The following is a 24,478-nucleotide window of genomic DNA, read 5'->3' as shown; positions in this document are numbered from 1 at the left end:
TCTGTCTGATTACGCAATGCTATCACGTGATTCAGGCCTTTTGTATTAGAAATATCATCAATAAATAGATTGTTCTGCTATATATTGTGGCATTTCTGATCTTGTTGTTGAATTAAAGCCTTAGTGAAATAACTAAGGCTATGAAATTTATAATTTTATTTTTTTAATTGCTAATATGTTAGTAAGTTACATTCATTAACAAAGAATAATTTAGCCTAGTACTTTTTTCTTATCCTGGTATGGGGGCCAGCCCATTTCTTTCCCGGCAAGCACGTGTAAATGAATGTGGTAAACGGTCTGACCGCCATCGTTGTTGCAATTCATGACTGCGCGATATCCGTTTTCTGCAAAACCATGCTCTTTAGCAAGTTTAGCTGCTACCAGATATAAGTGCCCAACCAGGTGTGCATTTTCTTCATTAATATCATTCATGGTGGCGATGGGGGTTTTTGGGATCACCAGTACATGAAAGGGCGCTTGTGGGTTAATGTCCTTAAATGCCAGGGCCAGATCATCTTCAAACAGGATATCTGCGGGAATTTCCCGATTAATTATCTTGGTAAAAATTGTTTCTTGGCTCATTATTTTTCCTTGTAGACGATAGTTTAGCTGATCAGCATAGCGTGCAAAGAGTAAGATACAAGCGAAAAATGTTGTTCAGAGTTTGGTCACCTGAAAACCGAATACCCATACCAGTGGAACGGGTATGTTGGCCTCAACTGAGCGCTTGAATTCTTTGTGGCTATTTTGGGTTCAAAGCTAAGTGTCAGCCACATTAACAACAAAATAAAGAGGAATTATGAAGAAAAAACGCATTTTTTACTTTCTGCTACTCAGCCTGCTGAGTGGTCGAGCAGTGGCAGCGCAATTATCTTTTCCGGAAGAGTTGCTTCCGCTACAGGTGGGACAACAGGAAATAGAGCATTCCTTCTTTAATAAAGTGCGGGATCTGACGCTCGCCGCGGGCACGCATCAGGTGAAGGTCAAGTATACGGACTTATACGAGATTGGGTATGACGATCATGAAGTGATCGAATCAAAGCCATTTTGGGTAAGTGTTGAGGTCGCGGCTCAGGGCGGCTATCAGGTTGGGTTTGATCGGGCCGACACACTAAAAGCAGCTAAGCAGTTTGCAAAGCAGCCCAGACTCTGGCTGAAGGCCCCAGATGGCACCCGTACACCGATAAAAGCGCTTGCACATCAACTGCGGGTGCGGGCCGTACCACCCACTGAACTTATGCCAGAGGCGGCACCAGTGAAACCGCAATTTTCAGACTCTTTGCCGGTAGAGCCTCCCGTGGCACCTCAGGCTGGAAAGCCTGATGCCGCAGCAATGCTGGACTTTTGGTGGCAACAAGCCAGCCCGGCGCAGCGTGCGGCGTTTTTAGAAAAAGTACAGCCCCGATGAGGCTGCACTTTTACTGGTTGCGATACCAATCTTGGTATGAATTAGTTCGCAAAGATAGCATCAATGGTGCCCTGGGCTAATGGGTGGTAACCCGGGCGGGCTTTCTGATACACCTGATAGGCCCAGTCACGCTTACCATTGGCAACGAGTGATTTGTACAGGCGAACAATCAGTTTGCGACGGCCAATACCGCTGAGGTGCTTGTCGAGCGCCGGGTAGATAGCCTCATAGCCGTTGCCAACAGCCAGCATGAACCAGGCAAACGCCAATTCTGCGTTGGTTGAGTCAGTTAACCCAAACGCCTGGTCCAGCGTGACCATTTTATCCTCGGCCAGATCGCGTGGCAGATTATTGATAAAGTGCAGCCACTCGTGCACTGTCCAGCTGGCGGTGGGTATGCTGTCTAACGTACGGTTGCCCGCTAACCAGGCTGCAGTAGCAGCATCGACTTTGTCAAACGCATCAGAAGTAGGGTTAGGTGCATCTGCGGGTAGGCCTGGCGCGTGGATCCACTCATTGACCTTATCCATGCTGACAATGCCAGGGTGTTTGTTGATGAGGTGTTTTTCTATATATTGAACAAACTCGGCTGTGGTCAGCGATTTGAACGCATACGCATTAAAATACCCTTTCACAAAGGCATCGAACACTTTACGGCCAAATTTTTCTTCTAGATAGATAAGGAAGAGCTGCCCTTTGGTGTATGGTATAGAGCTAAATGCGTCGTCCGGATCGCGACCATTGAGGCGCAGATTCAGGCGGGTGTCAGGTGCCGGTAATTCTTTGACGACAGCGCGCAGCCGGGCGGAATCTAATGCCTGCTCCATGACGGCACGCTCGCGACCAAAGACTTCTTCCATAATGCGGTTTTCTACATAGGAGGTAAAACCCTCATTCAGCCATAAATCTTCCCAGGTGGCGTTAGTAACCAGGTTGCCTGACCAGGAGTGCGCCAATTCATGGGCGATGAGATTAACCAGGCTTTTATCGCCAGCGACGACGGTCGGGGTAATAAAGGATAAACGTGGGTTTTCCATGCCACCAAACGGAAAGCTGGGTGGAAGCATCAATAAGTCATAGCGACCCCAGGCATACTCCCCATACATGACGTTGGTTTTGTCGATCATGGCCTGGGTATCATTAAATTCAGCGACGGATGCATCGAGGATCTGCGGCTCGGCGAAGATAGCGGTTTGGTGCGACATCTCTTTGTATTCAAGGTTACCTGCGCCAATCGCTATCAGATAAGGCGGAATGGCTTGTGGCATATCAAACCAATAGTCTCCGTCTTTGATTAACGCACCGCTGTTGTCGGCACTCATAACCGCACGAACGTCTTCTGGGGTGTTAACACGGGCAGAATAGGTAACGCGCATCGCCGGCGTATCCTGGACGGGGATCCAGCTGCGTGCATGAATAGCCTGAGACTGGCTGTACATAAAAGGATGGGACTTGCTGGCGGTTTGCTCTGGTGTCAGCCATTGTAAACCGGATGCCTGCGGTAAGCTGTTATAGTAAATGCGGGCTTTTTTTGCTTGCTGTTTGAAGCGAATGGTCAGCTTAGAACCTTTCACATCATCGCGTTTCGCAAGCGTGAAAGAGGCTGGGTACCATTTGCCGTTGCTGCCCTGATACATTACTTTATCAATTTCAAGGTCACGCGTGTCCAGCACCAGGGTTCTGGCTTGCTTGTTTTGCCATGCCAGTGTGTGTTCAACAAAACCTTCCAGGTGTTTGTCAGTAAAATCGACATCCAGATCGAGGTGAAGGTGTGTACTGACTACGTCGTTGAGGTTGGCATAAGTATGCTGATCAACCGTCTGAGCGCTCAGTGCTGTATGTGACAGGCCTGCTAAGGCAAGGCCAAAGGTTAGGGCAGAAAGTTTCATTATTATCCTTGCTCATGATGTGAGTAGAGCCGTTGTTATACCACTTAAGTGCCAAAATGACACCTTGATGCGTCGGAGCTTCGGATAGGCTACACTAGCGGCAATTTTGCATTTGTTACTGAGGTCGGGCGTGCCGTCTTTGCAGTCATTACACACATTTTCATTACCGGCATCTTGCCGCACATTGCTGCGTATCACCGATCCGGCGCAGCTTTACGACCATGATTTTAGTGCACCGTTTTATATTTTGGGTGAGGGTAGCAACAGCGTGTTTCTTGCTGATTATGAAGGCACCGTGATCCAGATGGCAAACTTGGGAGTGAAGGTTGTCGAGCAGGCTGAACACTATGTTGTGCGTGCTGCTGCTGGCGAATCCTGGCACGCACTGGTGATGCATTTACTGGCACGCAATATTGGTGGGCTGGAGAACTTAGCGCTGATCCCGGGCACCGTGGGAGCAGCACCGATCCAGAATATTGGCGCTTATGGGGTGGAACTGGCAGATCTATTATATCAGGTACGCGGATTTGATATTGCCAGTCGGACTCTGAAAACACTGGATAAAGCGGCATGTCAGCTTGGCTACCGCGACTCTGTCTTTAAACACGCCCTGAAAGATCGTTTTATAATCACCGAAGTGACGTTGCATTTACCCAAGCCATGGCAACCTGTGTTGCACTATGGGCCGTTACAAGCATTACGCAATGAGACGGTGACGCCTGAGATAGTGGCAAAGCAAGTGATGGCAATTCGGCGCAGTAAATTGCCCGACCCGCAGACGCTGGCAAACGCCGGGAGCTTTTTTAAAAACCCGGTGGTCGACAAAACGCAAGCTCAGACCCTGGCGCAGAGCTACCCTGACTTACCACTTTATCCGGTAGACGCAAAGCGATGCAAACTGGCCGCTGGCTGGTTGATTGAATACGCCGGGTTAAAAGGTTATCAACAGGGCGGTGTTCGGGTCTACGACCGCCAGGCATTGGTACTGGTTAATGATGGGCATAGTGAAGGTGAGGATCTCAGAGCGGTGATCGGCCATATTCAACAGACGATATTCAACAAGTTTGGCATTGTGCTGGAGCATGAAGTCAGGCTGATAGGCCCGCAGGGTGAAATTACAATACAGGAAGCGCACTATGGTTAAAGCACCAGATGGCAACAAACTGGCCATTTTACATGCCCTGAAGTGCGGTGAGTTTGTCTCCGGGCAGGCACTGGGTGAGCAGCTGGGGATCAGCCGCGCGGCGGTGTCTAAGCATATTAAGTCTCTGCAGCAAATGGGCATTGATATCTTCAAGGTGACGGGTAAAGGCTATCGGCTCAATAACAGCCTGCCTTTATTAGAGGAAGCCGAGATCCGTCAGAGTTGGGGACAGCTCAGCGACACCCCATGCCAGATAGAAGTGCATTCAATTATTGACTCAACCAATAGCGAGCTGATGCGCCGTATTCAGGCCAATCAGCCAATTCCACGTGGCCAAGTGCTGGTTGCGGAAATGCAGCAGGCAGGGCGTGGCAGACGAGGGCGTCAGTGGCAGTCTCCATTTGGTGCGAACCTCTATTATAGTTGCTATTGGCAACTGGAAGAGGGCATGCAGGCCGCTATGGGGTTGTCGATAGCCGTCGGGCTGGCGGTACATGATGCGCTCAAAGCGTTATTCGATCTGGATGTACAATTGAAGTGGCCGAATGATGTCTATCTGAATGAACAGAAATTGGCGGGCATTTTGGTCGAGCTGGACGGTCAGGTTGAAGGCCCCTGTCATCTGGTGATTGGTATTGGTCTCAATGTGGCGATGCCAGAGAGTGCTGCCGGGGCGATAGATCAGGCCTGGACCGATCTGAGTCAGCATGTCAGTTCGGTGAATAAGAACCAGCTGGTGGCTGTGTTGACGTTGTGTTTGCAAAAGCGCCTGGAGATTTATCAGCGTCATGGGCTAAGTGTGATGAGCGAGCAGTGGAATGGATTGAACGTATATCGCCAGCAGGCTGTGACGTTGACCACCGGACAGAAACAATGGCGGGGTATTTGTGAGGGCATCGATCAGCAAGGTGGGCTGGTGTTGCGTCAGGATGGCGAGCTGAAGACCTACTACGGGGGAGAAATTTCTGTGCGTAAGGAGTTGTCATGAAGCTGTTAATTGATGTGGGCAACACGGCACTGAAAACTGCGACCCTGACAGGAGAGACGATCGCCTTGGTTAATGAGGCGGATATTCCCTGGTCAGAAATAGACGAAGTGCTGATCGCTCAGGTTGGCAAAGGCGAGCTGGTGGCGCCATTGATTGCACGTGCGCAGCAACGGGCAATCCCCCATTACCATGCCGCGGTGAGCGCGACATTGGGTAAACTGCGGTGTGCTTATCCGCAATTTGAAAATCTGGGTATAGATAGGTGGCTGACCGTGGTAGCTTGCTACCACCTTTATCCACAACAAAGCTGCGTGATATTGGATTGTGGAACCGCCAGTAAAATTGATGTGCTAAATAGTGAAGGGCAACATCTCGGCGGCTGGATTTTACCGGGCCTGGATATGATGCTTAGTAGTTTGGTTGCAAACACTCAGAAAGTATTCAGTGACGATACCAGCTTATTTTTGCCTGAGCTCGGCACGAACACACCGAATGCGGTAAAAAATGGGGCCTTGGTTGCGACGCTTGGCGCTTTGGAGTTTTACCTGAGCAAGTCGAATGAGGATTTTGTGATTGTATGCGCCGGTGGATACGGCGAATTAATGCAACAACATTTGGCCCGCCCCAGTACATATAACGATATTTTGGTCCTGCAAGGCTTGATGTACTGGCGTAAATATCAGCAGTTTGCATAATAATTTGCCTGCAATACAGGTTTTTGCTGTAAATGTGACCATTTAAACAATTATCTGTGATTTTTTTTGATTTGGGTGTTGCATAGTCCCGGCCATTCCTCTAATATCTCGCCCCGTACTAAAGCAGTGCCGACTTAGCTCAGTTGGTAGAGCAACTGACTTGTAATCAGTAGGTCATCCGTTCGACTCGGATAGTCGGCACCAGTTTTTAAATAGCAACGCTTTAGACAAGAATTTTTTGACGTGGAGGGGTTCCCGAGCGGCCAAAGGGATCAGACTGTAAATCTGACGGCACTGCCTTCGCTGGTTCGAATCCAGCCCCCTCCACCACTTTATTCTTGACGGTTAGAGGTAGTTAAGAACAGGTTCCTAAAGCGGGCATCGTATAATGGCTATTACCTCAGCCTTCCAAGCTGATGATGCGGGTTCGATTCCCGCTGCCCGCTCCAGTTTTCTGGTGTGCTGATATAGCTCAGTTGGTAGAGCGCACCCTTGGTAAGGGTGAGGTCGGCAGTTCAAATCTGCCTATCAGCACCAGTCTTCGGATCTTCCTAAATACTTCCTTTGATTTGTCATAAAAACATTTATAATTGTACTGAATAATTCTAATCTGCCGCCGCTGTGGCGTGTGGATTATTTTTATATGTAATCTAGATACACAAAACTTATAGGTTCCGTCATGGCAAAAGAAAAGTTTGAACGTTCGAAACCGCACGTTAACGTTGGTACTATCGGCCACGTTGACCACGGTAAAACTACCCTAACTGCAGCAATCACTAACGTACTTGCAAAAGTATACGGTGGTGAAGCGAAAGACTTCGCATCAATCGATAACGCTCCAGAAGAGCGTGAGCGTGGTATCACAATCTCAACTTCACACGTTGAGTATGACACTCCAACTCGCCACTACGCGCACGTTGACTGTCCTGGACACGCTGACTACGTTAAAAACATGATCACTGGTGCTGCTCAGATGGACGGCGCGATCCTGGTAGTTGCTGCAACTGACGGTCCTATGCCTCAAACACGTGAGCACATCCTACTTTCTCGTCAGGTTGGTGTACCTTACATCATCGTATTCATGAACAAATGTGACATGGTTGACGACGAAGAGCTACTAGAGCTAGTAGAGATGGAAGTTCGTGAACTTCTTTCTGAGTACGACTTCCCAGGTGATGACCTGCCTCTAATCCAGGGTTCAGCTCTTAAAGCGCTAGAAGGCGAGAAAGAGTGGGAAGACAAGATCGTTGAGCTTGCAGAAGCACTAGATTCTTACATCCCAGAGCCAGAGCGTGACATCGATAAGCCGTTCATCATGCCTATCGAAGACGTATTCTCAATCCAGGGTCGTGGTACTGTTGTAACTGGCCGTGTTGAAGCTGGTATCATCAACGTGAACGACGAAGTTGAAATCGTAGGTATCAAAGAAACTACGAAGACAACTTGTACTGGTGTTGAAATGTTCCGTAAGCTGCTTGACGAAGGTCGTGCAGGTGAGAACATCGGTGCACTTCTACGTGGTACTAAGCGTGATGAAGTTGAGCGTGGTCAGGTTCTTTGTAAGCCTGGTTCAATCAACCCACACACTAAGTTCACTTCAGAAGTATACGTACTGTCTAAAGATGAAGGTGGCCGTCATACTCCATTCTTCAAAGGCTACCGTCCACAGTTCTACTTCCGTACAACTGACGTAACTGGTAACGTTGAGCTTCCAGAAGGCGTAGAAATGGTAATGCCTGGTGACAACATCAAGATGACTGTTGAGCTAATCGTTCCAATCGCGATGGACGAAGGTCTACGTTTCGCGATCCGTGAAGGTGGCCGTACAGTTGGTGCTGGTGTTGTAGCTACAATCGTAGAATAATCTACAGATTGCAGTAACACTGTGAAAAAGGTCGCTTAGGCGGCCTTTTTTAATGCCTGAGTGAAAGTCATCATGTGAAGGTGGCGCCTTCTACAGGGTAGTGTAGGTGCTAGTTGCAACTATCGTTGAGTAATATCGACTTTAGTTAATGCAATAAGCATTGTAAAAAAGGTCACTTCGGTGGCCTTTTTTAATGCCTGAAATATAGCGATGGAAAATGCGGTGTGGAAGTACATCCTTGTAGCGACGCCCATCGCGCATCCTTGCGCTCACCTCCTCTTGCTGCGAAGCGGCGGTGACTCCAGGCTTCCTGCCTTACGCTCTTCGAGCCAGCATAGCTGTTCAAAAATATTCCAGATATTTTTGTCGTTCACTCGTCGCCCTTGCGCAAAGGAAATGCCAGTGCAAGCACTGCGTCATTAGCCCTTTGCACGATAGGTGGCGCCTTCCACAGGGTAATGTAGGTGCTTGTAGCTACAATCGTAGAATAATCTACAGATTGCAGTAACACTGTGAAAAAGGTCGCTTAGGCGGCCTTTTTTAATGCCTGAAATATAGCGATGGAAAATGCGGTGTGGAAGTGCATCCTTGTAGCGACGCCCATCGCGCATCCTTGCGCTCACCTCCTTTTGCTGCGAAGCGGCGGTGACTCCAGGCTTCCTGCCTTACGCTCTTCGAGACAGCATAGCTGTTCAAAAATATTCCAGATATTTTTGTCGTTCACTCGTCGCCCTTGCGCAAAGGAAATGCCAGTGCAAGCACTGCGTCATTAGCCCTTTGCACGATAGGTGGCGCCTTCCACAGGGTAATGTAGGTGCCAGTTGCAACTATCGTTGAGTAATCAACAGTAGTGATGCAATAAGCATTGTAAAAAAAGTCACTTCGGTGGCCTTTTTTAATGCCTGAAATATAGCGATGGAAAATGCGGTGTGGAAGTACATCCTTGTAGCGACGCCCATCGCGCATCCTTGCGCTCACCTCCTCTTGCTGCGAAGCGGTGCTTCGTTTACTCGTCGCCCTTGCGCAAAGGAAATGCCAGTGCAAGCACTGCGTCATTAGCACTTTGCACGATCGCTGCGAAGCGATGGTGACTCCAGGCTTCCTGCCTTACGCTCTTCGAGCCAGCATAGCTGTGCAAAAATATTCCAGATATTTTGGTCGTTCACTCGTTGCCGTTGCAAAAAGAGCAGCGAAAAAAGCATCAGGTTAGACGGTAGATGATGGGTTATCGCGTAACACAAAGTGACCATTGTTGCGATTTATACAGTGTAGAATGAATATAATTAGGCATGAATTTAAATCGGAAAAGAGAGAAAAAACCTGATTAATTAAAGGCTATTATAGGGTTTTATAATCACTCAATACGCTGTGTCAGCCTGGCTATGAGTAGTTTTATTCTCGCATTTGACGAATAGGTTGTTTATTTCATTAATATTAAAAGTTCAATATTAACAAAGAGGTGGTTGATGTTTGTTCGATTATTCATGTTGCCTGAATGTATAATGAACATTTTTATTGACAGGTTTCTGGCTATGTGTAGAATTTGGGTAACTTTTTTAATATAAAGATAAATGGAAATGAAATACTCAATTATCCCTGCTGCTGCATTAGTAATGTTGTCTGGCTGCGCAAGCGTTATGACTTCTGATATGCAAACTATTCAAGTAACAACAAACACAGGTAAAGTTGTTGAAGTGACTGCTGATGGTAATCAATCAAGCACTCCTGGTGCCGTTCAGGTACTGAGAGACGGTCAGGATAAAGTGATCAGAACCACTGCTGCGGGCTGTGCTTCTGAAACACCAGTTAAGAAATCTGTCACGCCTGCATTTTTCGGTAATATCGTTATCGGTGGCTTGCTAGGTTCAACCACAGATTCCTCAACAGGTAAAATGTGGGACTATGAAGAAAACGTAGAAATTCAGTGTGATAACTAAGCTGTAGCTCAAGTATGAAACAAATATTAAGCTGTTTTATAACAGCTTTTTTTTTATTTACTAGTCAGGCTGTTGCCCTTATCACAGCGCCATTGGAGCGTCTCGCTGATTCAAAACAGTGGCATCTGTTACTTCATCTAGATGACAAGGGTATGCCTCAGATCGAGGACCCACAGTTTTTACTTTCTGCTGAGTCTGGCCGTTTCTCGGCAAAGGCTGAGCTGGATAAAACACTAGCGTTAATGAATGAAGATCTCCGTCTTGCTTATTGCCAGTTTCCTGCACGAGTGACGCTGATATCGCAAGCCACCAGGCGGACACTCTCTTCCGATATGGCACAACAATGCCCTGAATTACAAAAGTTTCTTGATTATGTTCCCTTTGATTCACTGACCCTGGTTTTTGCATCAGAAGTGGTGACGTCTGCATCCAGTATGATGGGGCATATCTTTTTTAAGACCGAAGGCAAAAATCACAAAGGGACGGACGTGGCCCACTCTTTGGCTTATTTCACGGAAATCACTACATTCAACCCACTTAAACTACTGGTTGAGAGTACCTATACGGGAATGCCAGGGTTTTTCTCTGTGCGGCCATTTGCCAAAGATTTGGTGAAGTATCGTGATATTGAACAACGTAGCTTGTGGCAATATAAATTAAAGGCAGATCCTGAAAAGCTATCGTTATTGCAGTTACACTTATGGGAGCTTAAAGGCAAAGAGTTAGTATATTATTTTCAATCGTATAATTGCGCTACGATGACTCTGGAACTATTGGCTCTGCTCAATATTGATATTCTTGATGAAAAAGGCAGCATTGTGTCACCTTTGGATGTCGTTAAGGCAGCTAAAACACATCAGCAAATAGACACAATTCATGTCGATGCATCGGATTTATGGCTCGTACATGCCATGTCCGATGAACTAACTGCCTCGAGTCTGACCAAAATGGAACAGTTGCTTACCAGTGATTTGTCTGCCATAGAAAAGGTGTCATTAACGCCGCTTGAGAAAGAGTATCTGGCGAGATCGCTGAAATACTTGCCTGTTTCCGAGCGTGCACAGACGCATGTTACGTACCTTCAGGCTGAAGTCGATCAGCATCAGCTTAATCTGATGCATCATAAAATGCCGACTAAGGCCCCCCAAGATTCTTCTATTGATCTGCGATTTGCAAGGCAAAGAAACGGTCATGATGTTATCAAACTAGGCTGGTTACCTGCTGGGCATTTTTTGCAAAGTGATAACCGCCAGTACTTGTCGGAATCAGAATTGCAAATGGGCTATACCGTCTTGGCTTATGATTTTGATGCGCAAAGTTTGAGTCTGGATGAGCTGACGCTCTATAAAGCACGATCGTTAGCAGCCTCTTTGCCGGCATTTGGGCAATTGTCTTCACAAGTGTACTTTGGATACCGGCCACAAAAAACGCAACAGCTCGATGAAAAGTCGCTACTGGAGCTCTCTGGTCTTGCTGGCAAATCATATCAGTTACACAGAGATATATTGGGATATTGGTTACTGGGTGGTGGGTTGACATCGGATGTACGTCATACCCGTGGTTATATCAAAGCCATAGCAGGCTTATCGGCGGATATACTGGTAGACAGTAAATTTACGCTAGAGTTGGGGTCGACAAGTGGTGCGGTCGCCGAGTCAAGCCGCAGTCATTACTTAAATACCTCCCTGAGCTGGTTTATGACTCAGGACAGTATGTTTAACTTGTCTTTTAAACTAGAGCGTAATCGTGATTATGAAAACCATGAGTTGGGTGTGCAATTTGTCCAGCATTATTAGGCGCATGGTGACTTAATTATTGCTCTATTGTGCATCCAGTGCTTCACTTAATCGGTGAATGACATTTTATCAGTGGGTGCAATATGGCATTAGTTTCTTATAACCGGGTGGGGGCGTTTTGTTGGGCAGAGCTGTGCACCAGCAATTGGCAGGAGGCGAAAGCCTTTTACATGCAACTTTTTGATTGGGGGTTTGATGACCAACCGATTGGAGAGGGCGCTTATTATACTATGCTGCAAAAGCAGGGGGATGATGTTGCAGCTATGTACCAGATGATGCCGCAACAGAAAGAAGCGGGTGCGCAGAGTCAGTGGCTGAGCTATATCGCGGTTGAGAATGTGGATGAGATGGCAGACAGAGCGCAGGCACTGGGCGCTGAAATCATTGCCGGCCCCCATGATGTGCCTGAAGCGGGCAGAATGGTGATGTTGCAGGAGCCCGCAGATGGGGCCCATTTTGCGCTATGGCAGGCAAAAGAGCACCCGGGGTGTCGCCGTGAGCTGGAAGCAAATGTGCCTTACTGGTTTGAACTGGCGACACGGAGTAGCCAAAAAAGCAGGGCATTTTACAGTGCTTTGCTGGGCTGGCAGGCGCAAGATAAGCCGATGGAAGGTATGGATTATGTGTTGTTCAGCGCACGCGACACGGTTGTGGCGGGCATGTTACAGATGAGCGAAGAGTGGGGAGATGATATCCCTGCACATTGGATGACCTACTTTGCGGTGATGGATTGCGATGCCATGGCCGATAAAGCCCGAACACTGGGAGGGCAAGTGTGTGTCCCGCCGACGGATATCCCTCAGGTTGGTCGTTTTGCCGTGATCACAGATCCCCAGGGGGCTGTTTTTTCAATTATTCAATCTCAAATGCATGACATTGAACCTTAACCCACCTACTGTTCTTTAGTCCAGTGAGATCAGCTGTCCCTTACATTGAGAAAAGGCGTTTTCCAGCCGCTCTGCATATTGCCTGAGTTGCCCGCTTTTTCTTATTGTTTTTATGTGGACACTGAGCTTTGGCACCAGAGCCTGGTGCTTTTTATGGACATAATGGTAGATGGTAAAAGTACGCTCTGAGGCTGTTTTACTGTACAGCATAGTGAGTCCGGACTCACACAAGGAGCCTAAGGCGTATTTATTGGTAGCTAATATACGATTGACGCGACCACGACTCAGTGCCTGATAGGCTGATATGTCATTCTGTACCTGGCTGCAATTGAGCTGGTGCTGCTGACAAAACCAAACTGTGACCAGGTTACCGGCAATGATGGCCAAGTCTGTTTCATAAGACAGATCGCAGTACTTTGGGTCGGTGCATAGCAGTGTCAACTTCAGCTGACCGAGTGGCGCAGGTACAGCAATTAAATTGGCATAGCGTGCACCGATTAAGTCAACGCGTCCGGCTTCCGCATCTAGCTCCGCCTCATTCACTAACTGCAGGCCACGTTCACTGGGTAAAAATTCAAACTCTGGTTGGATCCCCAATGGCGCATAAATGGGGTTGAACATCGCTGTGATTTGCTGCTGCCCCAGTGTATATGACAAAGCTTCGCTGATGTTGACAAGGTAAGTGTTCGCAAACGCAGCTGGCAGCCATAACAGGGCGAGCAGGATGAAATAGCGTGGCAAGAGTGTACTCCCTTAACTGGCGTTCTTTAAAGGTAGCAGAACCTGCTGAGGCTGAAAGTAATCACTGCAATCTATAGAATGGCAGATATGCTAATGTGAGTGCAGACAAATAAATGGGAGAAAGATATGTCAAAACATGTGGTGATCACCGGAGCCAGCCGTGGTATTGGTCTGGAGTTATGCCGACATTATGTAGCAGCGGGTGATCGGGTAACGGCGGTTGTACGTCGAACGTCAGATGAACTGCAGTCCCTGGGTGTCACTATCCTTGATGGCATTGATGTCAGCATCACTGAAGATGTTCACACCTTGTCTTCAGCGCTGGGAGACCAGGTTATTGATATACTGATTAATAATGCTGGCATTTTTCACAATGAAACTCTGCAACAGATGGATTTTACAACATTGGAACAGCAGCTGATGGTCAATGCCGTTGCTCCTGTGCGCGTTACACATGCGTTGCAGCGTAATTTGGTTGCGGGGAGCAAGGTGGCGATGATCACCAGCCGTATGGGCTCCATCGAGGATAACGGATCGGGGGCTTATATTGGCTATCGTATGTCCAAAGCGGCTCTGAACGCGGCAGGGGTGAGTCTGGCACATGAGCTGAAGCCGCAGGGGGTTGCCGTGGCTCTACTTCACCCGGGGTTTGTACAAACGCAGATGGTCAATTTTGCCGGGGATATTTCTGCGACAGACGCCGCACAGCATCTAATCCAGCGTATCGCTGAGTTAACGTTGGAAACCAGTGGGGGATTCTGGCACGCCAATGGCGATCGCTTGCCCTGGTAAGGGCAGGATAGTGCACTGGAAAGGGACAAAGTTGTGCTAAACTTCGGGCAGGTATTTGCATAAATGAGCTAATTTTCATGGAACTTCAAGAAAACACCCCGCTAAACCTGCCTCTGTTTAAACTGGATGATAACCTGGCGGAGCGCGACATTGCGCAGCCCGACCTGACATTGGAAGTTATTCTGGATGCCAATCTATTGGCCAATCTTTGTCAGAACCCTGCTCCCGAGCAAAGTGTGAGCATTCCGCTTGAGGGTTATCAGATCAGTAATATCGAACACCAGGTGGCAGAGGTTTTGAGCCATGGCCACCAGGCGCAGTTGTTGCTTAATCACGGTCCGGTATTGAGTGCTGTTTTAAGCTGTGAAAGCCAGGTCATGTTTGTTTCTCCACCAATGGAAATGATGCCGACATTCGATTTAGGGCTTGATGACGAAGAGGACGAGTAATGCGCAGATCGGGCTGGATACTGACTGGCTTAGTTACTTTCTTAAGTGGGTGTGTGGCATTGGGTATGAATCATTACGATGATTTGTTTGGGCCACAGCAGGTACAGCAGCGCATCCAACCACAATCAGAACCGCATGGTGCGGCATATTTGCGCGATATCAAACCGATCCTGGACACCCGGTGTGTGGTGTGCCATGGCTGTTATGATGCGCCTTGTCAGCTTAAACTGAGCTCTCCAGAAGGCATAGATCGGGGGGTAAGTAAAACCCGGGTTTATGATGGCACCCGCTTACTGGCCGAGTCTCCAACCCGTTTACTGTTCGATGCGCAGTCTACATCACAATGGCGCGATAAGGGGTTTACCCCGATTCTCAACGAGCGCGTGCAAACCGAGTATGCTAACCTCAATGCGAGTGTGCTGTATAATAGCTTGCTACTCAAACATACTCAGCCGTTTGCTCAGCAAGGGCTGTTGCCTCAGCACTATGACTTTTCATTAGACAGAGCGCAGACCTGTCCGACAATGGATGAATACCCAGACTATGCCAAAGAGCAGCCGCATGCAGGCATGCCTTATGGGTTACCCGCACTGACAAACAGTGAATTCGCGCAACTCACGCAGTGGATTAAGCAAGGCTCACCAATGAGTCAGATTGCCCCACCCAATGCGGATGAGCAACTGGCCGTTGCAAAGTGGGAAAGTTTCTTAAACCAGGACGACAATAAGTCTCGCCTTGCCGCCCGATATATTTATGAGCACTGGTATCTGGCGAATGCTTATTTTGACCGCCTGGATGGCGACGCCTTTTTTAAGCTTGTGCGTTCTAAGACGCCGCCGGGTGAACCCATTGAACTGATTGCGACGGTCAGGCCATTTGATGATCCCAAAGTCGCACGGGTTTACTACCGCTTGATGCAGGTGCGCAGCACTATCTTGTCTAAAACGCATATGCCGCTGGCATTGAATGACGACAAACTGGCGCGCCTGCAGACGCAGTTTATTCACAGTGACTATCAGGTGTCGCAGTTACCGGGCTACTCGCCTAAACTGGCAGCGAACCCTTTTAAAGTGTTTGCGGCGATCCCTGTGAAGTCACGTTATCAGTTTATGCTCGATGAAGCGGAATTGATCGTCAAAGGCTTTATTAAAGGCCCGGTGTGTCGGGGTCAGATTGCCCTGAACGTGATCAACGACCACTTTTGGGTGGCTTTTGTGGACCCTGACAAAAATGCCTCGCCGGCTGTGGCACAGCTGCTGACTCGTCATGATGATGATCTGATCTTACCGGCAGCAGAGCAGAGCAATGTTTTGCCATTATCCAGCTGGGCGAAATATGCTAAGCGCCAGCATGATTACCTGGAAGCGAAAACGGCTCTGTCTAATCAGGTATTTGCCGATGGCAAGCAACTCAACCTTGACCTGATCTGGCAAGGGGAGGGGCATAATCAGAATGCGGCATTGACCATTTTCCGCCACTTTGACAGCGCCACTGTGGTGAAAGGGTTTATTGGGCAAGCCCCCAAAACCACCTGGGTGCTGGATTATGCGTTGTTTGAGCGGATCCATTATTTACTGGTCGCGGGCTTTGATGTGTATGGGAATATTGGCCATCAGCTGGTGACCCGCTTATATATGGATTTTCTGCGTCTCGAAGGCGAGCAGAACTTTCTGAATTTGCTGCCGCTGAGTCATCGTCAGGCAATTAAACAACATTGGTATCGCAAATCTCATCTGAGCCTCAGTGAGTTTATTAATCGCAAGTCATTACTGGGTGCACCATCTGGGATCCACTATCACAGCAACGACCCACAGGCAGAGCTGTATGACATGTTAAAAGCGCATCTGAAGCCTGTACTGAATGAGGCCTATGATTACACCGCTGTTCCGCCAGCACTGCAACCACTCAATACACTGCCCGTACGCGCGATTAATCAGCTGCCTCAGGTGTCGTTTATTTTGGCTGTCGATAGTAAAGGCGAGCATCAGCCTTATACCCTGATCCACCATAATGCACACTTTAATATTTCGAGCCTGCTAAACGAAGAAGGCCAGCGAGCGTATGAGGAAGATACCGCGACTGTGGTACCTGGGTTTATCGGAGACTACCCGGAAGCAATCTGGCACCTGCCGAATCAGGCGCATATAGACGCTTTTGTGCAACAGCTGGCTGAGGTACGTACCGAGTCGGGTTACCGGATGCTAAAAGCTACGTTTGGGATCCGCAGAACACACCCGCAGTTCTGGCAATACAGTGATTTATTGCACCGTATTGCCCGTGAAACTCGGGGTGTGGAGTATGGTCTGTTTGACTATAACCGACTGGAAAACAGGTAACCAATGGCGGGCCCGGCTCGGGCCTGCTTATGGTTATTTCAGATTACTGGCGGCACGGACTGCTGCCAGCAGCACACTTTCTTCCAGACGCACTTTGTAATTAGGGTTGGCATACTGAAACTGTATCAGGCCTGCTTTATCAATGACAAAGACAGCAGGCACCGGCAACGCCACTCGGCTTTTACCATCCAGGTCGACAAACTGCACCCCCATGCGGTCGCGATAGGCTTTAGCCGTTTTGTCATCGAGGTAATATGCTAGTCCCAGTGCCTGAGTTAGAGCAAGCTGGTTATCCGAGAGTAGCCGGTAATTGGGTGAACTGATGTTACTTTTACTCATTGCTTGTGGCCTGTCGGGTGAAACCGCAACTACCTGTGCATCCAGCTCAACAATCTCCTTTTCAATTTTTTGTAGCCCAGCCAACTGGCGAGAGCAATATGGGCACCAGCCACCACGATACACCACTAAAACGGTAGTTTTGTCCTGATATAACTTACTCAGATCGATGGCTTTGCCGTTGTTATCCTGCAACATTAAAGCTGGGGCTGTGAGGCCAGGGAGTAACGGTGAGACTTTCTCCGGGTGATCACTGATGTTAGTGGCTTGTGCAGCTGACAGAGAAAAAGACAGTAATTGCGAGACTGAGAGTATTATCGCAAGAAGTATGGATCGCATGTAAAACCTCAAAAATGTATTTATGACTCCTAATAGAACGGGGCAGAGCAAAAAAGCTTTCGTCGTGGCATTTGCACCACTGTGTGGGTATCATAGCGCTTTGACTGAATTGTGAGAGTGAGAGCCAAATATGTCTGCAAATAGTGCAAAGCTGGTTGTGATGCTAGAGATGCAAAATGCCATGAATACCAAAGTGCATGAGCAATGGTTCAGCCAGGGGTTTGAATGGTACCGAGCCATCTGGGTTGAGTGTGCAGAAATGTTGGACCACTACGGCTGGAAATGGTGGAAAAAACAAACCCCGGATACTGAGCAAGTGATCCTGGAGTTGGTCGACATTTTCCACTTTGGCCTTTCACTGCGCATTGACGGTGAAACGACTTATGAGGCACTGGCAGCACAGTTGGATAGTGAGTTGTCTCAGCCTTTGTATGCCGAAGATTTTAAGGCAACGCTGGAAGTGCTTGCTGCATCGGCTGTGGCCGATAAAACCTTTAATGCCGCCGCTTTTGCTGGGTGTATGCAGCAGATTGGTATGAGCATCGACGATCTATATCGGGGGTATGTGGGTAAAAACACCCTGAACTTCTTCCGCCAGGATCACGGATACAAAGATGGTAGCTACATCAAAGAGTGGCATGGCAAAGAAGATAATGAGCACCTGGTTGAAGTTGTGAAAAGCCTGGATACAGAACATCCAGACTTTGCTAAGCAGGTATATCAGGGCTTGCAAGCACGCTACCCAGGCTGATCAGCTGATCGGTAGTAACGTGCGGTAGTCGCAAATGGCCGGGTAATCAGTGATGTCGTTATGAGGTTGCTGGCTATCCGGATTCGCAATGGCCAGTAAATGCCCGATGCCATATTCTCTAGCGGCGGCCAACACCGTCAGACTGTCATCGACAAATAAGGTGCGGTTTTTATCAAACCCCAGATCAGCCTGAACCTGCTGCCATAACTGTTGGCTTTCCTTACTCACCCCATAGCTGTGCGTTGAGATTAATTTGTCCAGATACTGGTCAAACTGCGTTCTTTCTACTTTAAGGCTTAAGCTATCCGGGTGTGCATTGGTGAGTAAAATCAGCTCTTTTCCGGCTGCTTTTAGTGCTTGTAAAAATGCCGGCACATCTTCGCGAACAGAAATCAGATGCTGGATTTCGCGCTTGAGTTCCATAATGGGTAATTGGAGTTGCTGTTGCCAGTAATCGAGGCAATACCATTCAATTTGTCCCATGACGGCTTCGTAGCGCGCGAGGATATCAGCCCGGGCTTGCTCCAGTGTCAGGCCTTGCTTAACGGCATGGGCTTTTGGGATCACGTCCAGCCAAAAGTGATTATCAAAATGCAGGTCGAGTAATGTGCCGTCCATATCCAGTAACACAGTATCGATCTTTGACCAATTTAACATAGGCATTTACCTGTAAAGGCTTTATGATGAGGTTAATCGCCATGATAGCAAAATAATCTCTATGTCACAGAAAAAGCACCCAATTCCCCCTGAGATACTAGCCTCTGAGGTTGTCGCAAAAAGTAAGCTCTTTACCGTTGAATCATTGTCGCTGTCATTTTCTAATGGTGAGCACCGCGAGTATGAACGTGTTCGTGGCGGTGGAAGGGGGGCTGTAATGATAGTGCCCATATCAGCTGAAAATGAGCTACTATTAGTGAGAGAATATTGCGCGGGGACACATGATTATCAGCTCGGCTTTCCAAAAGGGCTGATTGATCCGGGGGAAACCCCCATTGAGGCAGGAAACCGTGAGTTAAAAGAAGAAGTTGGCTTTGGCGCTCATCAATTTTGTGATTTGAAAACTTTATCATTGGCACCCAGCTACTTTAACGCCAGAATGCATATTTTAGTGGCCCAGGATTTATATCCGGAGCAATTGGCCGGTGATGAACCAGAACCGCTGGTGGTGGTAAAGTGGCCCATGGCGCAATGGCAAGGGTTACTGAGCCAACCTGACTTTACTGAAGCCCGCAGTGTCGCCGCGTTGTTGTTGCTACAACAGTACCTGACAACGGAGGCTTAATGCAGTCATTTTTAGAGCCCTGTATTACCCTTGCCGAACAGGCAGGGCAAGCGATCATGGCCATCTATCAGCAAGACGACATAGGTGCGCGGGAAAAGTCGGACCATACACCGGTAACGGCGGCCGATCTGGCTTCGAATGAAGTATTGACTGCGGGGTTGCAAGCCCTGGCCCCGGATGTACCAATCATGTCTGAAGAGACCCCGATCCCCCCGCTGGAAAATCGACAACACTGGCAACGTTACTGGCTGCTGGATCCTATGGACGGTACCGGTGAATTCATTCTTGAAAGTGGCGATTTTGCTGTCAACATCGCGCTGATTGAGAATAATCAGCCTGTACTTGGTGTGATCCATTGGCCGGCAAAAGACGTGACCTATTTTGCTACTCATCAGGGTGGTGCGTTTAAGCGTATTGCAGGACGCGATGAGCCGATTTCTGTTGCCCCAAAAAGTACCCTGACTCTGGCTGTGAGCCGCAGACAAAAAATTGAGGCAGTAAGTCAGTATTTAAATAGTCAGTTTGATACGGTGGCACTGGGGTCTTGTTCGCTTAAGGCGTGTATCGTGGCTGAAGGCAAAGCCGACTGTTTTTTACGGGTTGGACCGACCGGTGAATGGGACACGGGGGCATCACAGGTGATTGTTGAAGAAGCTGGAGGTTGTATCACCGATGCTGAATTTAACCCGCTGACATACAACCAAAGAGAAAGTACAGAAAACCCAGATTTCATTGTGATGGGTCACCCCGACTGGCAGTTTCAGAAGCTGATTAATCCGCATCAGAGAGAGCAGTAGTCTGCGGTCGTTTTGGCCGCTAAGACAATAAATGTCATATACGGGCGTTAAAATAGGGTGGTTTGACTGCTTTTTGAGCGGTTGGCACCCTTTTCTTGATTAAGACCTTGCAATATTAAATCAATTCTATATTATAGCGACCTCTTAAAGAGTTAGGGCAAATTAAGCCTCGTAAAGTACTATTTAAGTGCTTCTCTCAACAGAAGTAAAACGTTGAAAATACAGGCGCGGGATGGAGCAGCCTGGTAGCTCGTCGGGCTCATAACCCGAAGGTCGTCGGTTCAAATCCGGCTCCCGCAACCAACTTTTTAAGTGGTAACGACCGAAGGTCGTCGGTTCGCTCTTCATAAATCAAGGGCTCCCGCAACCACTTTCTAAGTGGTTACTACTTCTCTCAACAGAAGTAAAACGTTGAACATACAGGCGCGGGATGGAGCAGCCTGGTAGCTCGTCGGGCTCATAACCCGAAGGTCGTCGGTTCAAATCCGGCTCCCGCAACCACTTCCTAAGTGGTAACGACCGAAGGTCGTCGGTTCGCTCTTCATAAATCAAGGGCTCCCGAAACTACTTTCTGAAGTGGTTACTACTTCTTTCAACAGAAGTAAAACGTTGAACATACAGGCGCGGGATGGAGCAGCCTGGTAGCTCGTCGGGCTCATAACCCGAAGGTCGTCGGTTCAAATCCGGCTCCCGCAACCACTTTCTGAGTGGTAACGACGAAGGTCGTCGGTTCGCTCTTCATAATTCAAGGGCTCCTCAACCACTTTCTGAGTGGTAACGACGAAGGTCGTCGGTTCGCTCTTCATAATTCAAGGGCTCCTCAACCACTTTCTGAGTGGTAACGACGAAGGTCGTCGGTTCGCTCTTCATAATTCAAGGGCTCCTCAACCACTTTCTAAGTGGTAACGCCGAAGGTCATCGGTTCACTTTCCATAATTCCAAGATCTCCCGTAAGTATTTTTAAGTGGCAACACCGGAAGTCATCTGTTCGCTCTTCTTATTTTTCTGTAACTTTATATCTAATCCCTCTCGTTACTACCCATTTAATATTCAATTTAATCTTATTCTCTTACTTTTTATCTCATTACTCTGACTATCAATGCGCTTGCTCAGTTATATTACTGTCATGTCAATGTTTCTCTGTCTGGCTCCCTCAGGCTGTTTGTTCGTCAATTAGGATAGCGCTGAGCTGAGCTGAGTTGGGGCAGTTCAAAAAGGCTGTTGAGATAGAGGGATAGAACGAACTTGGCAAGAAGAAGGAGAAGTGGCATAGTCACTTCTCACTGCAGGTTAAAACTGTTTTGCGTATTCTTCTGCATGGCGCCATACGCGTAGGGTATTGCCACCCAATATTTTCTTGATCTGTCCTTCGGTGTAGTTGCGATCCAACAGACCCTGTACCAGGTTAGGATAAGTAGAGACGTCTTTTAATCCGATAGGCAATGAATCACCCACACCATCATAATCGGAGCCAATTCCCACATGGTCGATACCAATGAGTTCTACGACATGATCAATGTGATCGAGGACTTGCTCCAAAGTGGCGTATGGGAACGGATTTTTCGCACGATATGCCGCTCTGAAATCGGTTTTACTTTTACCCTGGCTGGTTGCTTGCGCTTCCGCTTCATTACGTTGGTCGTACCAACTGCGCGAGCTGGCTGTGACAAAGCTTGAACCAAAGTTAATTTGAATGACGCCGCCATTCTTTTTCAGGGCTTTGAGCATATCGTCATCCATATTGCGCTCAAATCCTGGGGTGTATTTACGCAATGAGGAATGTGATGCAATCACTGGGACTTTAGACAACTCCATCACTTGATAGAAGGCTGCATCAGAAATATGTGAGACATCAATCAGCATGCCAATCTTATTCATTTCCACGACAAGCTTTTTACCAAATGGGCTCAGGCCCTTCCATTTACGGCGAATGTCGTATGACGAGTCAGAAATGTGGTTGCTTTGTGAGTGAGCCAGAGTGATATATCGTACACCTCTGTCAAAGAAGTGCTTCAGGTTATTTATATCACCTTCAATGGGGGAGCCGTTCTCCATGCCCATTGCAACCGAGATTTTCTTTTCTCGAAATTGACGAAGGATATCTTTGGTATTGTAGGCCATGGCAAATTTATCTGGTGCGCGCTGCGCTAGCGCTTCCATGCCATCTATTAGCTGGTTCGCCAGTTGGTAGCTTTTACCTTTGCCTTCAAACTCCAGGTTTGCAGGAATATATATCGACATAAAGGGGGCGTTCAGGCCACCCTGCACGGCACGGGGGTAATCAAAGTCGCCGCTTTTCGTGGCCTTAGTGACATCTTCCCAGTGCTCCTTGAGACGATAAGGGACGTCGATGTGTGTGTCTATCAGCAGGTTCTGCTGAGCGATCCGGTGGGCGCGCTCAGATACCTTAATATCACTGGCGTAGGCATTCGACAGGCTTAAAGCCAGGGCGCAGAGTGTAGCGGGTAACTTCATGGATTGACCTTATTATTCTTTGTAGTGTGTGTCGATTGTAGCAAGTTGGCGTTTATCTACAATCCATTCTGTCGGTTAGCCCGTGGGACTGACCGAAATTAGTCGTAGTTGTATTCCTCGGTCTGCATCGCCTGAAATTGGACTTTTGAGACAATGTTGACGGATTCATGCAATTCGGAATAAACCAACAAGGCTTCTCCTGACTTAAGCTGAGCGTGAACCTGCTCGACTTTACGCTCTGTACTGATTTCACTGTCACCATAGTCGGTGCCTTCACGCAGCACATAATGCTCAATCAGGTTGCTTAGCGTGGCGGGATCCAGTTGCTGATATGGAATGATCATAATTTATTTAAACTCGATGATTTAGTAGTGAATGCAAATAAGCAGGGACAATTTGTTCAAGCCAGAAAACGGGCTTGAAAGGATTGCGTCCGGCAATAAAGCCGACATGGCCCCCTTGTGGCGACACTGCCAGCGTAATCTGATCGCTGATCTGAGTCTGAGTTGGGATCGCGCGGGTCGACAGCATGGGATCATCGGCGGCATGGATCAGCAGGGTTGGGGTGGTGATCTGCTTCAGATAGGGTTGCGCACTGGCTTTGGCGTAGTAATCTTCTGCGCCCTTAAAACCATGTAATGGCGCGGTGATCCGCTCATCAAATTGCCACAGATCACGGATCTGCTGAATCTCATCTCGGCCGATCTGGAGTGCCCCTTCTATTTGATCAAACTTACGTGAGAAGGAGCGCTTCATGCGATCAAGCAGGTATTTTTGATACAGTTTAAAACAGCTCTTGCGGATCACCTGGCAGGAAGAAGACAAGTGGTAGGGTGCAGAGATCACCGCGGCCCCATCCAGCTGGCTGTCATGACCTTGTTCTCCAAGATATTTGGCCAGTACATTGCCGCCCAGTGAGAATCCCACTGCGTACAAGGGACGATCAACAAAGCGTTGCTTGAGGGTTTGCAGTAAAAATGCCAGATCACCGGTTTCGCCGCTGTGGTAGGCCCGGGGCTGACGGTTCACCTGGCGTGAGCAGTTGCGAAAGTGCATCAGTACGGCGTCCAATCCGGCTGTGGTGAGTGCCCGTAGCAGCCCTTTGGCATAAAAACTATTGATGTTACCTTCAAGTCCGTGCAGCACGACAACCAGTGGGGCTTGTTGATTCCCCTTATTCGCCCAGGCCAGCTCTAAAAAGTCATTGTCGGGTGTCTCGAGATGCTCGTAGCGCACATCGGCTTTCAGGGTTGGCCTGAACAGACGGGGCAAAATGGTTTGCAGGTGACGGTTACGCATCCACCAGGCGGGTTGAAAGGTTAACTCTGACGGCTTTAACATGTGGTTTGTATTTCCTGTAAATGCCTCTGCGACGGTGAGGCTCATGTATGCACCCAAATGGAAAATCGCATCGTGTGACGCCAATCAAAAAGCGGGGGATGATGAGCCTGAAAATGCCATCAGTGTATCAAACTGCGGGAAATAACCAAAAGAATGTTCGAAAGATAAAAAGCACCCGATCAGCTGGGCTGATAAGGTGCTTTGTGCGTCGTGCTTAATTCTAGAACGGGA

At 48.2% G+C, this 24,478-nt stretch carries 22 protein-coding genes and 7 tRNA genes; 21 read left to right on the top strand and 8 right to left on the bottom strand.

The genetic code is table 11. The features are described 5' to 3' along the window. Positions 1-210: 210 nt before the first annotated feature. Positions 211-582, bottom strand: a complete 372-nt coding sequence (locus tag AT705_RS11360; protein ID WP_010385032.1) for a histidine triad nucleotide-binding protein — start codon at positions 580-582, stop codon at positions 211-213. 217 nt (positions 583-799) lie between these two features. Between AT705_RS11360 and AT705_RS11355 the strand changes: the two genes are divergently transcribed. Beyond that, positions 800-1,408, top strand: a complete 609-nt coding sequence (locus AT705_RS11355; RefSeq protein WP_058796661.1) for a DUF2057 domain-containing protein — start codon at positions 800-802, stop codon at positions 1,406-1,408. 41 nt (positions 1,409-1,449) lie between these two features. Here the strand turns inward: AT705_RS11355 and AT705_RS11350 are convergent, their stop codons facing one another. Further along, positions 1,450-3,297, bottom strand: coding sequence for a M1 family metallopeptidase (locus AT705_RS11350; RefSeq protein WP_058796660.1), 1,848 nt, complete (start codon positions 3,295-3,297; stop codon positions 1,450-1,452). Between the two features lie 130 nt (positions 3,298-3,427). Between AT705_RS11350 and murB the strand changes: the two genes are divergently transcribed. From murB to AT705_RS11285, 11 genes are all read left to right on the top strand, one after another. Next, the gene (gene murB, locus AT705_RS11345) at positions 3,428-4,441 is read left to right on the top strand and encodes a UDP-N-acetylmuramate dehydrogenase (protein ID WP_058796659.1); all 1,014 of its coding nucleotides are present in this window, start codon (positions 3,428-3,430) and stop codon (positions 4,439-4,441) included. Next, entirely contained in the window at positions 4,434-5,429 is a 996-nt protein-coding gene (gene birA, locus AT705_RS11340) for a bifunctional biotin--[acetyl-CoA-carboxylase] ligase/biotin operon repressor BirA (protein WP_058796658.1), read from the top strand. Before murB ends, birA begins: the two co-directional genes overlap by 8 nt. Next, positions 5,426-6,124 (top strand): type III pantothenate kinase, encoded by a 699-nt coding sequence (locus AT705_RS11335; protein WP_058796657.1) that lies wholly within the window; start codon positions 5,426-5,428, stop codon positions 6,122-6,124. The genes birA and AT705_RS11335 overlap by 4 nt, the downstream gene beginning before the upstream one ends. 128 nt (positions 6,125-6,252) lie before the next feature. Beyond that, positions 6,253-6,328: transfer RNA gene (locus AT705_RS11330), tRNA-Thr, on the top strand. Positions 6,329-6,369: 41 nt separating this feature from the next. After that, positions 6,370-6,454: transfer RNA gene (locus tag AT705_RS11325), tRNA-Tyr, on the top strand. Between the two features lie 44 nt (positions 6,455-6,498). Next, positions 6,499-6,573, top strand: a tRNA-Gly gene (locus tag AT705_RS11320). 12 nt (positions 6,574-6,585) lie between these two features. Beyond that, positions 6,586-6,661, top strand: a tRNA-Thr gene (locus tag AT705_RS11315). Between the two features lie 142 nt (positions 6,662-6,803). Then, entirely contained in the window at positions 6,804-7,988 is a 1,185-nt protein-coding gene (gene tuf, locus AT705_RS11310; RefSeq protein WP_010387468.1) for an elongation factor Tu, read from the top strand. Between the two features lie 1,577 nt (positions 7,989-9,565). Then, positions 9,566-9,925 (top strand): hypothetical protein, encoded by a 360-nt coding sequence (locus tag AT705_RS11295; RefSeq protein ID WP_058796654.1) that lies wholly within the window; start codon positions 9,566-9,568, stop codon positions 9,923-9,925. Positions 9,926-9,939: 14 nt separating this feature from the next. Continuing rightward, complete coding sequence (locus tag AT705_RS11290) at positions 9,940-11,721, top strand: lipoprotein N-acyltransferase Lnb domain-containing protein (protein ID WP_058796653.1); 1,782 nt, start codon at positions 9,940-9,942, stop codon at positions 11,719-11,721. An 83-nt stretch (positions 11,722-11,804) separates the two neighbouring features. Next, entirely contained in the window at positions 11,805-12,608 is an 804-nt protein-coding gene (locus AT705_RS11285; protein WP_058796652.1) for a VOC family protein, read from the top strand. A gap of 15 nt (positions 12,609-12,623) precedes the next feature. Here the strand turns inward: AT705_RS11285 and AT705_RS11280 are convergent, their stop codons facing one another. Continuing rightward, positions 12,624-13,349 carry a hypothetical protein gene (locus AT705_RS11280; protein WP_058796651.1) on the bottom strand — a complete coding sequence of 242 codons (726 nt, stop codon included), beginning with the start codon at positions 13,347-13,349 and terminating at the stop codon, positions 12,624-12,626. 126 nt (positions 13,350-13,475) lie between these two features. Here AT705_RS11280 and AT705_RS11275 point away from each other — a divergent pair, with 126 nt between their 5' ends. The 3 genes from AT705_RS11275 to AT705_RS11265 all read left to right on the top strand — a co-directional run bounded on the left by AT705_RS11275 (position 13,476) and on the right by AT705_RS11265 (position 16,926). After that, positions 13,476-14,141, top strand: a complete 666-nt coding sequence (locus AT705_RS11275; protein WP_058796650.1) for an SDR family oxidoreductase — start codon at positions 13,476-13,478, stop codon at positions 14,139-14,141. A 77-nt stretch (positions 14,142-14,218) separates the two neighbouring features. Then, the gene (locus tag AT705_RS11270) at positions 14,219-14,590 is read left to right on the top strand and encodes a hypothetical protein (RefSeq protein WP_049866329.1); all 372 of its coding nucleotides are present in this window, start codon (positions 14,219-14,221) and stop codon (positions 14,588-14,590) included. Further along, positions 14,590-16,926, top strand: a complete 2,337-nt coding sequence (locus tag AT705_RS11265; protein WP_058796649.1) for a fatty acid cis/trans isomerase — start codon at positions 14,590-14,592, stop codon at positions 16,924-16,926. The genes AT705_RS11270 and AT705_RS11265 overlap by 1 nt, the downstream gene beginning before the upstream one ends. 33 nt (positions 16,927-16,959) lie before the next feature. Here AT705_RS11265 and AT705_RS11260 read toward each other — a convergent pair whose 3' ends face one another. Next, entirely contained in the window at positions 16,960-17,601 is a 642-nt protein-coding gene (locus AT705_RS11260; RefSeq protein WP_058796648.1) for a peroxiredoxin-like family protein, read from the bottom strand. Between the two features lie 130 nt (positions 17,602-17,731). Here AT705_RS11260 and AT705_RS11255 point away from each other — a divergent pair, with 130 nt between their 5' ends. Then, positions 17,732-18,352 carry a dUTP diphosphatase gene (locus tag AT705_RS11255; RefSeq protein WP_010387004.1) on the top strand — a complete coding sequence of 207 codons (621 nt, stop codon included), beginning with the start codon at positions 17,732-17,734 and terminating at the stop codon, positions 18,350-18,352. Here AT705_RS11255 and yrfG read toward each other — a convergent pair whose 3' ends face one another. Continuing rightward, a complete protein-coding gene (yrfG, locus tag AT705_RS11250) occupies positions 18,353-19,009 on the bottom strand; it encodes a GMP/IMP nucleotidase (protein WP_058796647.1) in 657 nt (218 codons plus the stop codon). It abuts the gene before it with no gap. Positions 19,010-19,070: 61 nt separating this feature from the next. Here yrfG and nudE point away from each other — a divergent pair, with 61 nt between their 5' ends. The 5 genes from nudE to AT705_RS11225 all read left to right on the top strand — a co-directional run bounded on the left by nudE (position 19,071) and on the right by AT705_RS11225 (position 21,130). Beyond that, on the top strand, positions 19,071-19,634 hold the full coding sequence (gene nudE / locus AT705_RS11245) for an ADP compounds hydrolase NudE (RefSeq protein ID WP_058796646.1): 564 nt from the start codon (positions 19,071-19,073) through the stop codon (positions 19,632-19,634). After that, positions 19,634-20,431 (top strand): 3'(2'),5'-bisphosphate nucleotidase CysQ, encoded by a 798-nt coding sequence (gene cysQ, locus AT705_RS11240; RefSeq protein ID WP_010387000.1) that lies wholly within the window; start codon positions 19,634-19,636, stop codon positions 20,429-20,431. Before nudE ends, cysQ begins: the two co-directional genes overlap by 1 nt. 226 nt (positions 20,432-20,657) lie before the next feature. Beyond that, positions 20,658-20,734: transfer RNA gene (locus AT705_RS11235), tRNA-Met, on the top strand. Positions 20,735-20,855: 121 nt separating this feature from the next. After that, a tRNA-Met gene (locus AT705_RS11230) sits at positions 20,856-20,932 on the top strand. A gap of 121 nt (positions 20,933-21,053) precedes the next feature. Next, positions 21,054-21,130 (top strand) — tRNA-Met (locus AT705_RS11225). Between the two features lie 591 nt (positions 21,131-21,721). Here the strand turns inward: AT705_RS11225 and AT705_RS11220 are convergent. The 3 genes from AT705_RS11220 to AT705_RS11210 form a co-directional block, all read right to left on the bottom strand. Further along, a complete protein-coding gene (locus AT705_RS11220; protein ID WP_058796645.1) occupies positions 21,722-22,906 on the bottom strand; it encodes a dipeptidase in 1,185 nt (394 codons plus the stop codon). A 98-nt stretch (positions 22,907-23,004) separates the two neighbouring features. After that, on the bottom strand, positions 23,005-23,250 hold the full coding sequence (locus AT705_RS11215) for a YheU family protein (protein WP_058796644.1): 246 nt from the start codon (positions 23,248-23,250) through the stop codon (positions 23,005-23,007). A gap of 7 nt (positions 23,251-23,257) precedes the next feature. Further along, a complete protein-coding gene (locus AT705_RS11210; protein ID WP_058796643.1) occupies positions 23,258-24,247 on the bottom strand; it encodes a hydrolase in 990 nt (329 codons plus the stop codon). Positions 24,248-24,478: the final 231 nt, after the last annotated feature.

The organism is Pseudoalteromonas rubra (genome assembly GCF_001482385.1).
In the GTDB taxonomy this organism is placed as follows: domain Bacteria; phylum Pseudomonadota; class Gammaproteobacteria; order Enterobacterales; family Alteromonadaceae; genus Pseudoalteromonas; species Pseudoalteromonas ardens.
The sequence above is the reverse complement of the archived record's forward strand: the minus strand, read 5'-3'. Positions and strand labels throughout refer to the sequence as shown.

Excerpts from the sequence above, each read along its gene's own strand:
- AT705_RS11220 (WP_058796645.1), bottom strand. The coding sequence starts at position 22,906 with ATGAAGTTACCCGCTACACTCTGCGCCCTGGCTTTAAGCCTGTCGAAT.
- birA (WP_058796658.1), top strand. The coding sequence starts at position 4,434 with ATGGTTAAAGCACCAGATGGCAACAAACTGGCCATTTTACATGCCCTG.
- AT705_RS11210 (WP_058796643.1), bottom strand. The coding sequence starts at position 24,247 with ATGTTAAAGCCGTCAGAGTTAACCTTTCAACCCGCCTGGTGGATGCGT.
- AT705_RS11290 (WP_058796653.1), top strand. The coding sequence starts at position 9,940 with ATGAAACAAATATTAAGCTGTTTTATAACAGCTTTTTTTTTATTTACT.
- AT705_RS11355 (WP_058796661.1), top strand. The coding sequence starts at position 800 with ATGAAGAAAAAACGCATTTTTTACTTTCTGCTACTCAGCCTGCTGAGT.
- cysQ (WP_010387000.1), top strand. The coding sequence starts at position 19,634 with ATGCAGTCATTTTTAGAGCCCTGTATTACCCTTGCCGAACAGGCAGGG.
- AT705_RS11360 (WP_010385032.1), bottom strand. The coding sequence starts at position 582 with ATGAGCCAAGAAACAATTTTTACCAAGATAATTAATCGGGAAATTCCC.
- AT705_RS11295 (WP_058796654.1), top strand. The coding sequence starts at position 9,566 with ATGAAATACTCAATTATCCCTGCTGCTGCATTAGTAATGTTGTCTGGC.
- AT705_RS11275 (WP_058796650.1), top strand. The coding sequence starts at position 13,476 with ATGTCAAAACATGTGGTGATCACCGGAGCCAGCCGTGGTATTGGTCTG.
- yrfG (WP_058796647.1), bottom strand. The coding sequence starts at position 19,009 with ATGTTAAATTGGTCAAAGATCGATACTGTGTTACTGGATATGGACGGC.
- AT705_RS11335 (WP_058796657.1), top strand. The coding sequence starts at position 5,426 with ATGAAGCTGTTAATTGATGTGGGCAACACGGCACTGAAAACTGCGACC.
- AT705_RS11215 (WP_058796644.1), bottom strand. The coding sequence starts at position 23,250 with ATGATCATTCCATATCAGCAACTGGATCCCGCCACGCTAAGCAACCTG.
- tuf (WP_010387468.1), top strand. The coding sequence starts at position 6,804 with ATGGCAAAAGAAAAGTTTGAACGTTCGAAACCGCACGTTAACGTTGGT.
- AT705_RS11285 (WP_058796652.1), top strand. The coding sequence starts at position 11,805 with ATGGCATTAGTTTCTTATAACCGGGTGGGGGCGTTTTGTTGGGCAGAG.
- AT705_RS11260 (WP_058796648.1), bottom strand. The coding sequence starts at position 17,601 with ATGCGATCCATACTTCTTGCGATAATACTCTCAGTCTCGCAATTACTG.
- nudE (WP_058796646.1), top strand. The coding sequence starts at position 19,071 with ATGTCACAGAAAAAGCACCCAATTCCCCCTGAGATACTAGCCTCTGAG.
- AT705_RS11265 (WP_058796649.1), top strand. The coding sequence starts at position 14,590 with ATGCGCAGATCGGGCTGGATACTGACTGGCTTAGTTACTTTCTTAAGT.
- AT705_RS11255 (WP_010387004.1), top strand. The coding sequence starts at position 17,732 with ATGTCTGCAAATAGTGCAAAGCTGGTTGTGATGCTAGAGATGCAAAAT.
- AT705_RS11350 (WP_058796660.1), bottom strand. The coding sequence starts at position 3,297 with ATGAAACTTTCTGCCCTAACCTTTGGCCTTGCCTTAGCAGGCCTGTCA.
- AT705_RS11270 (WP_049866329.1), top strand. The coding sequence starts at position 14,219 with ATGGAACTTCAAGAAAACACCCCGCTAAACCTGCCTCTGTTTAAACTG.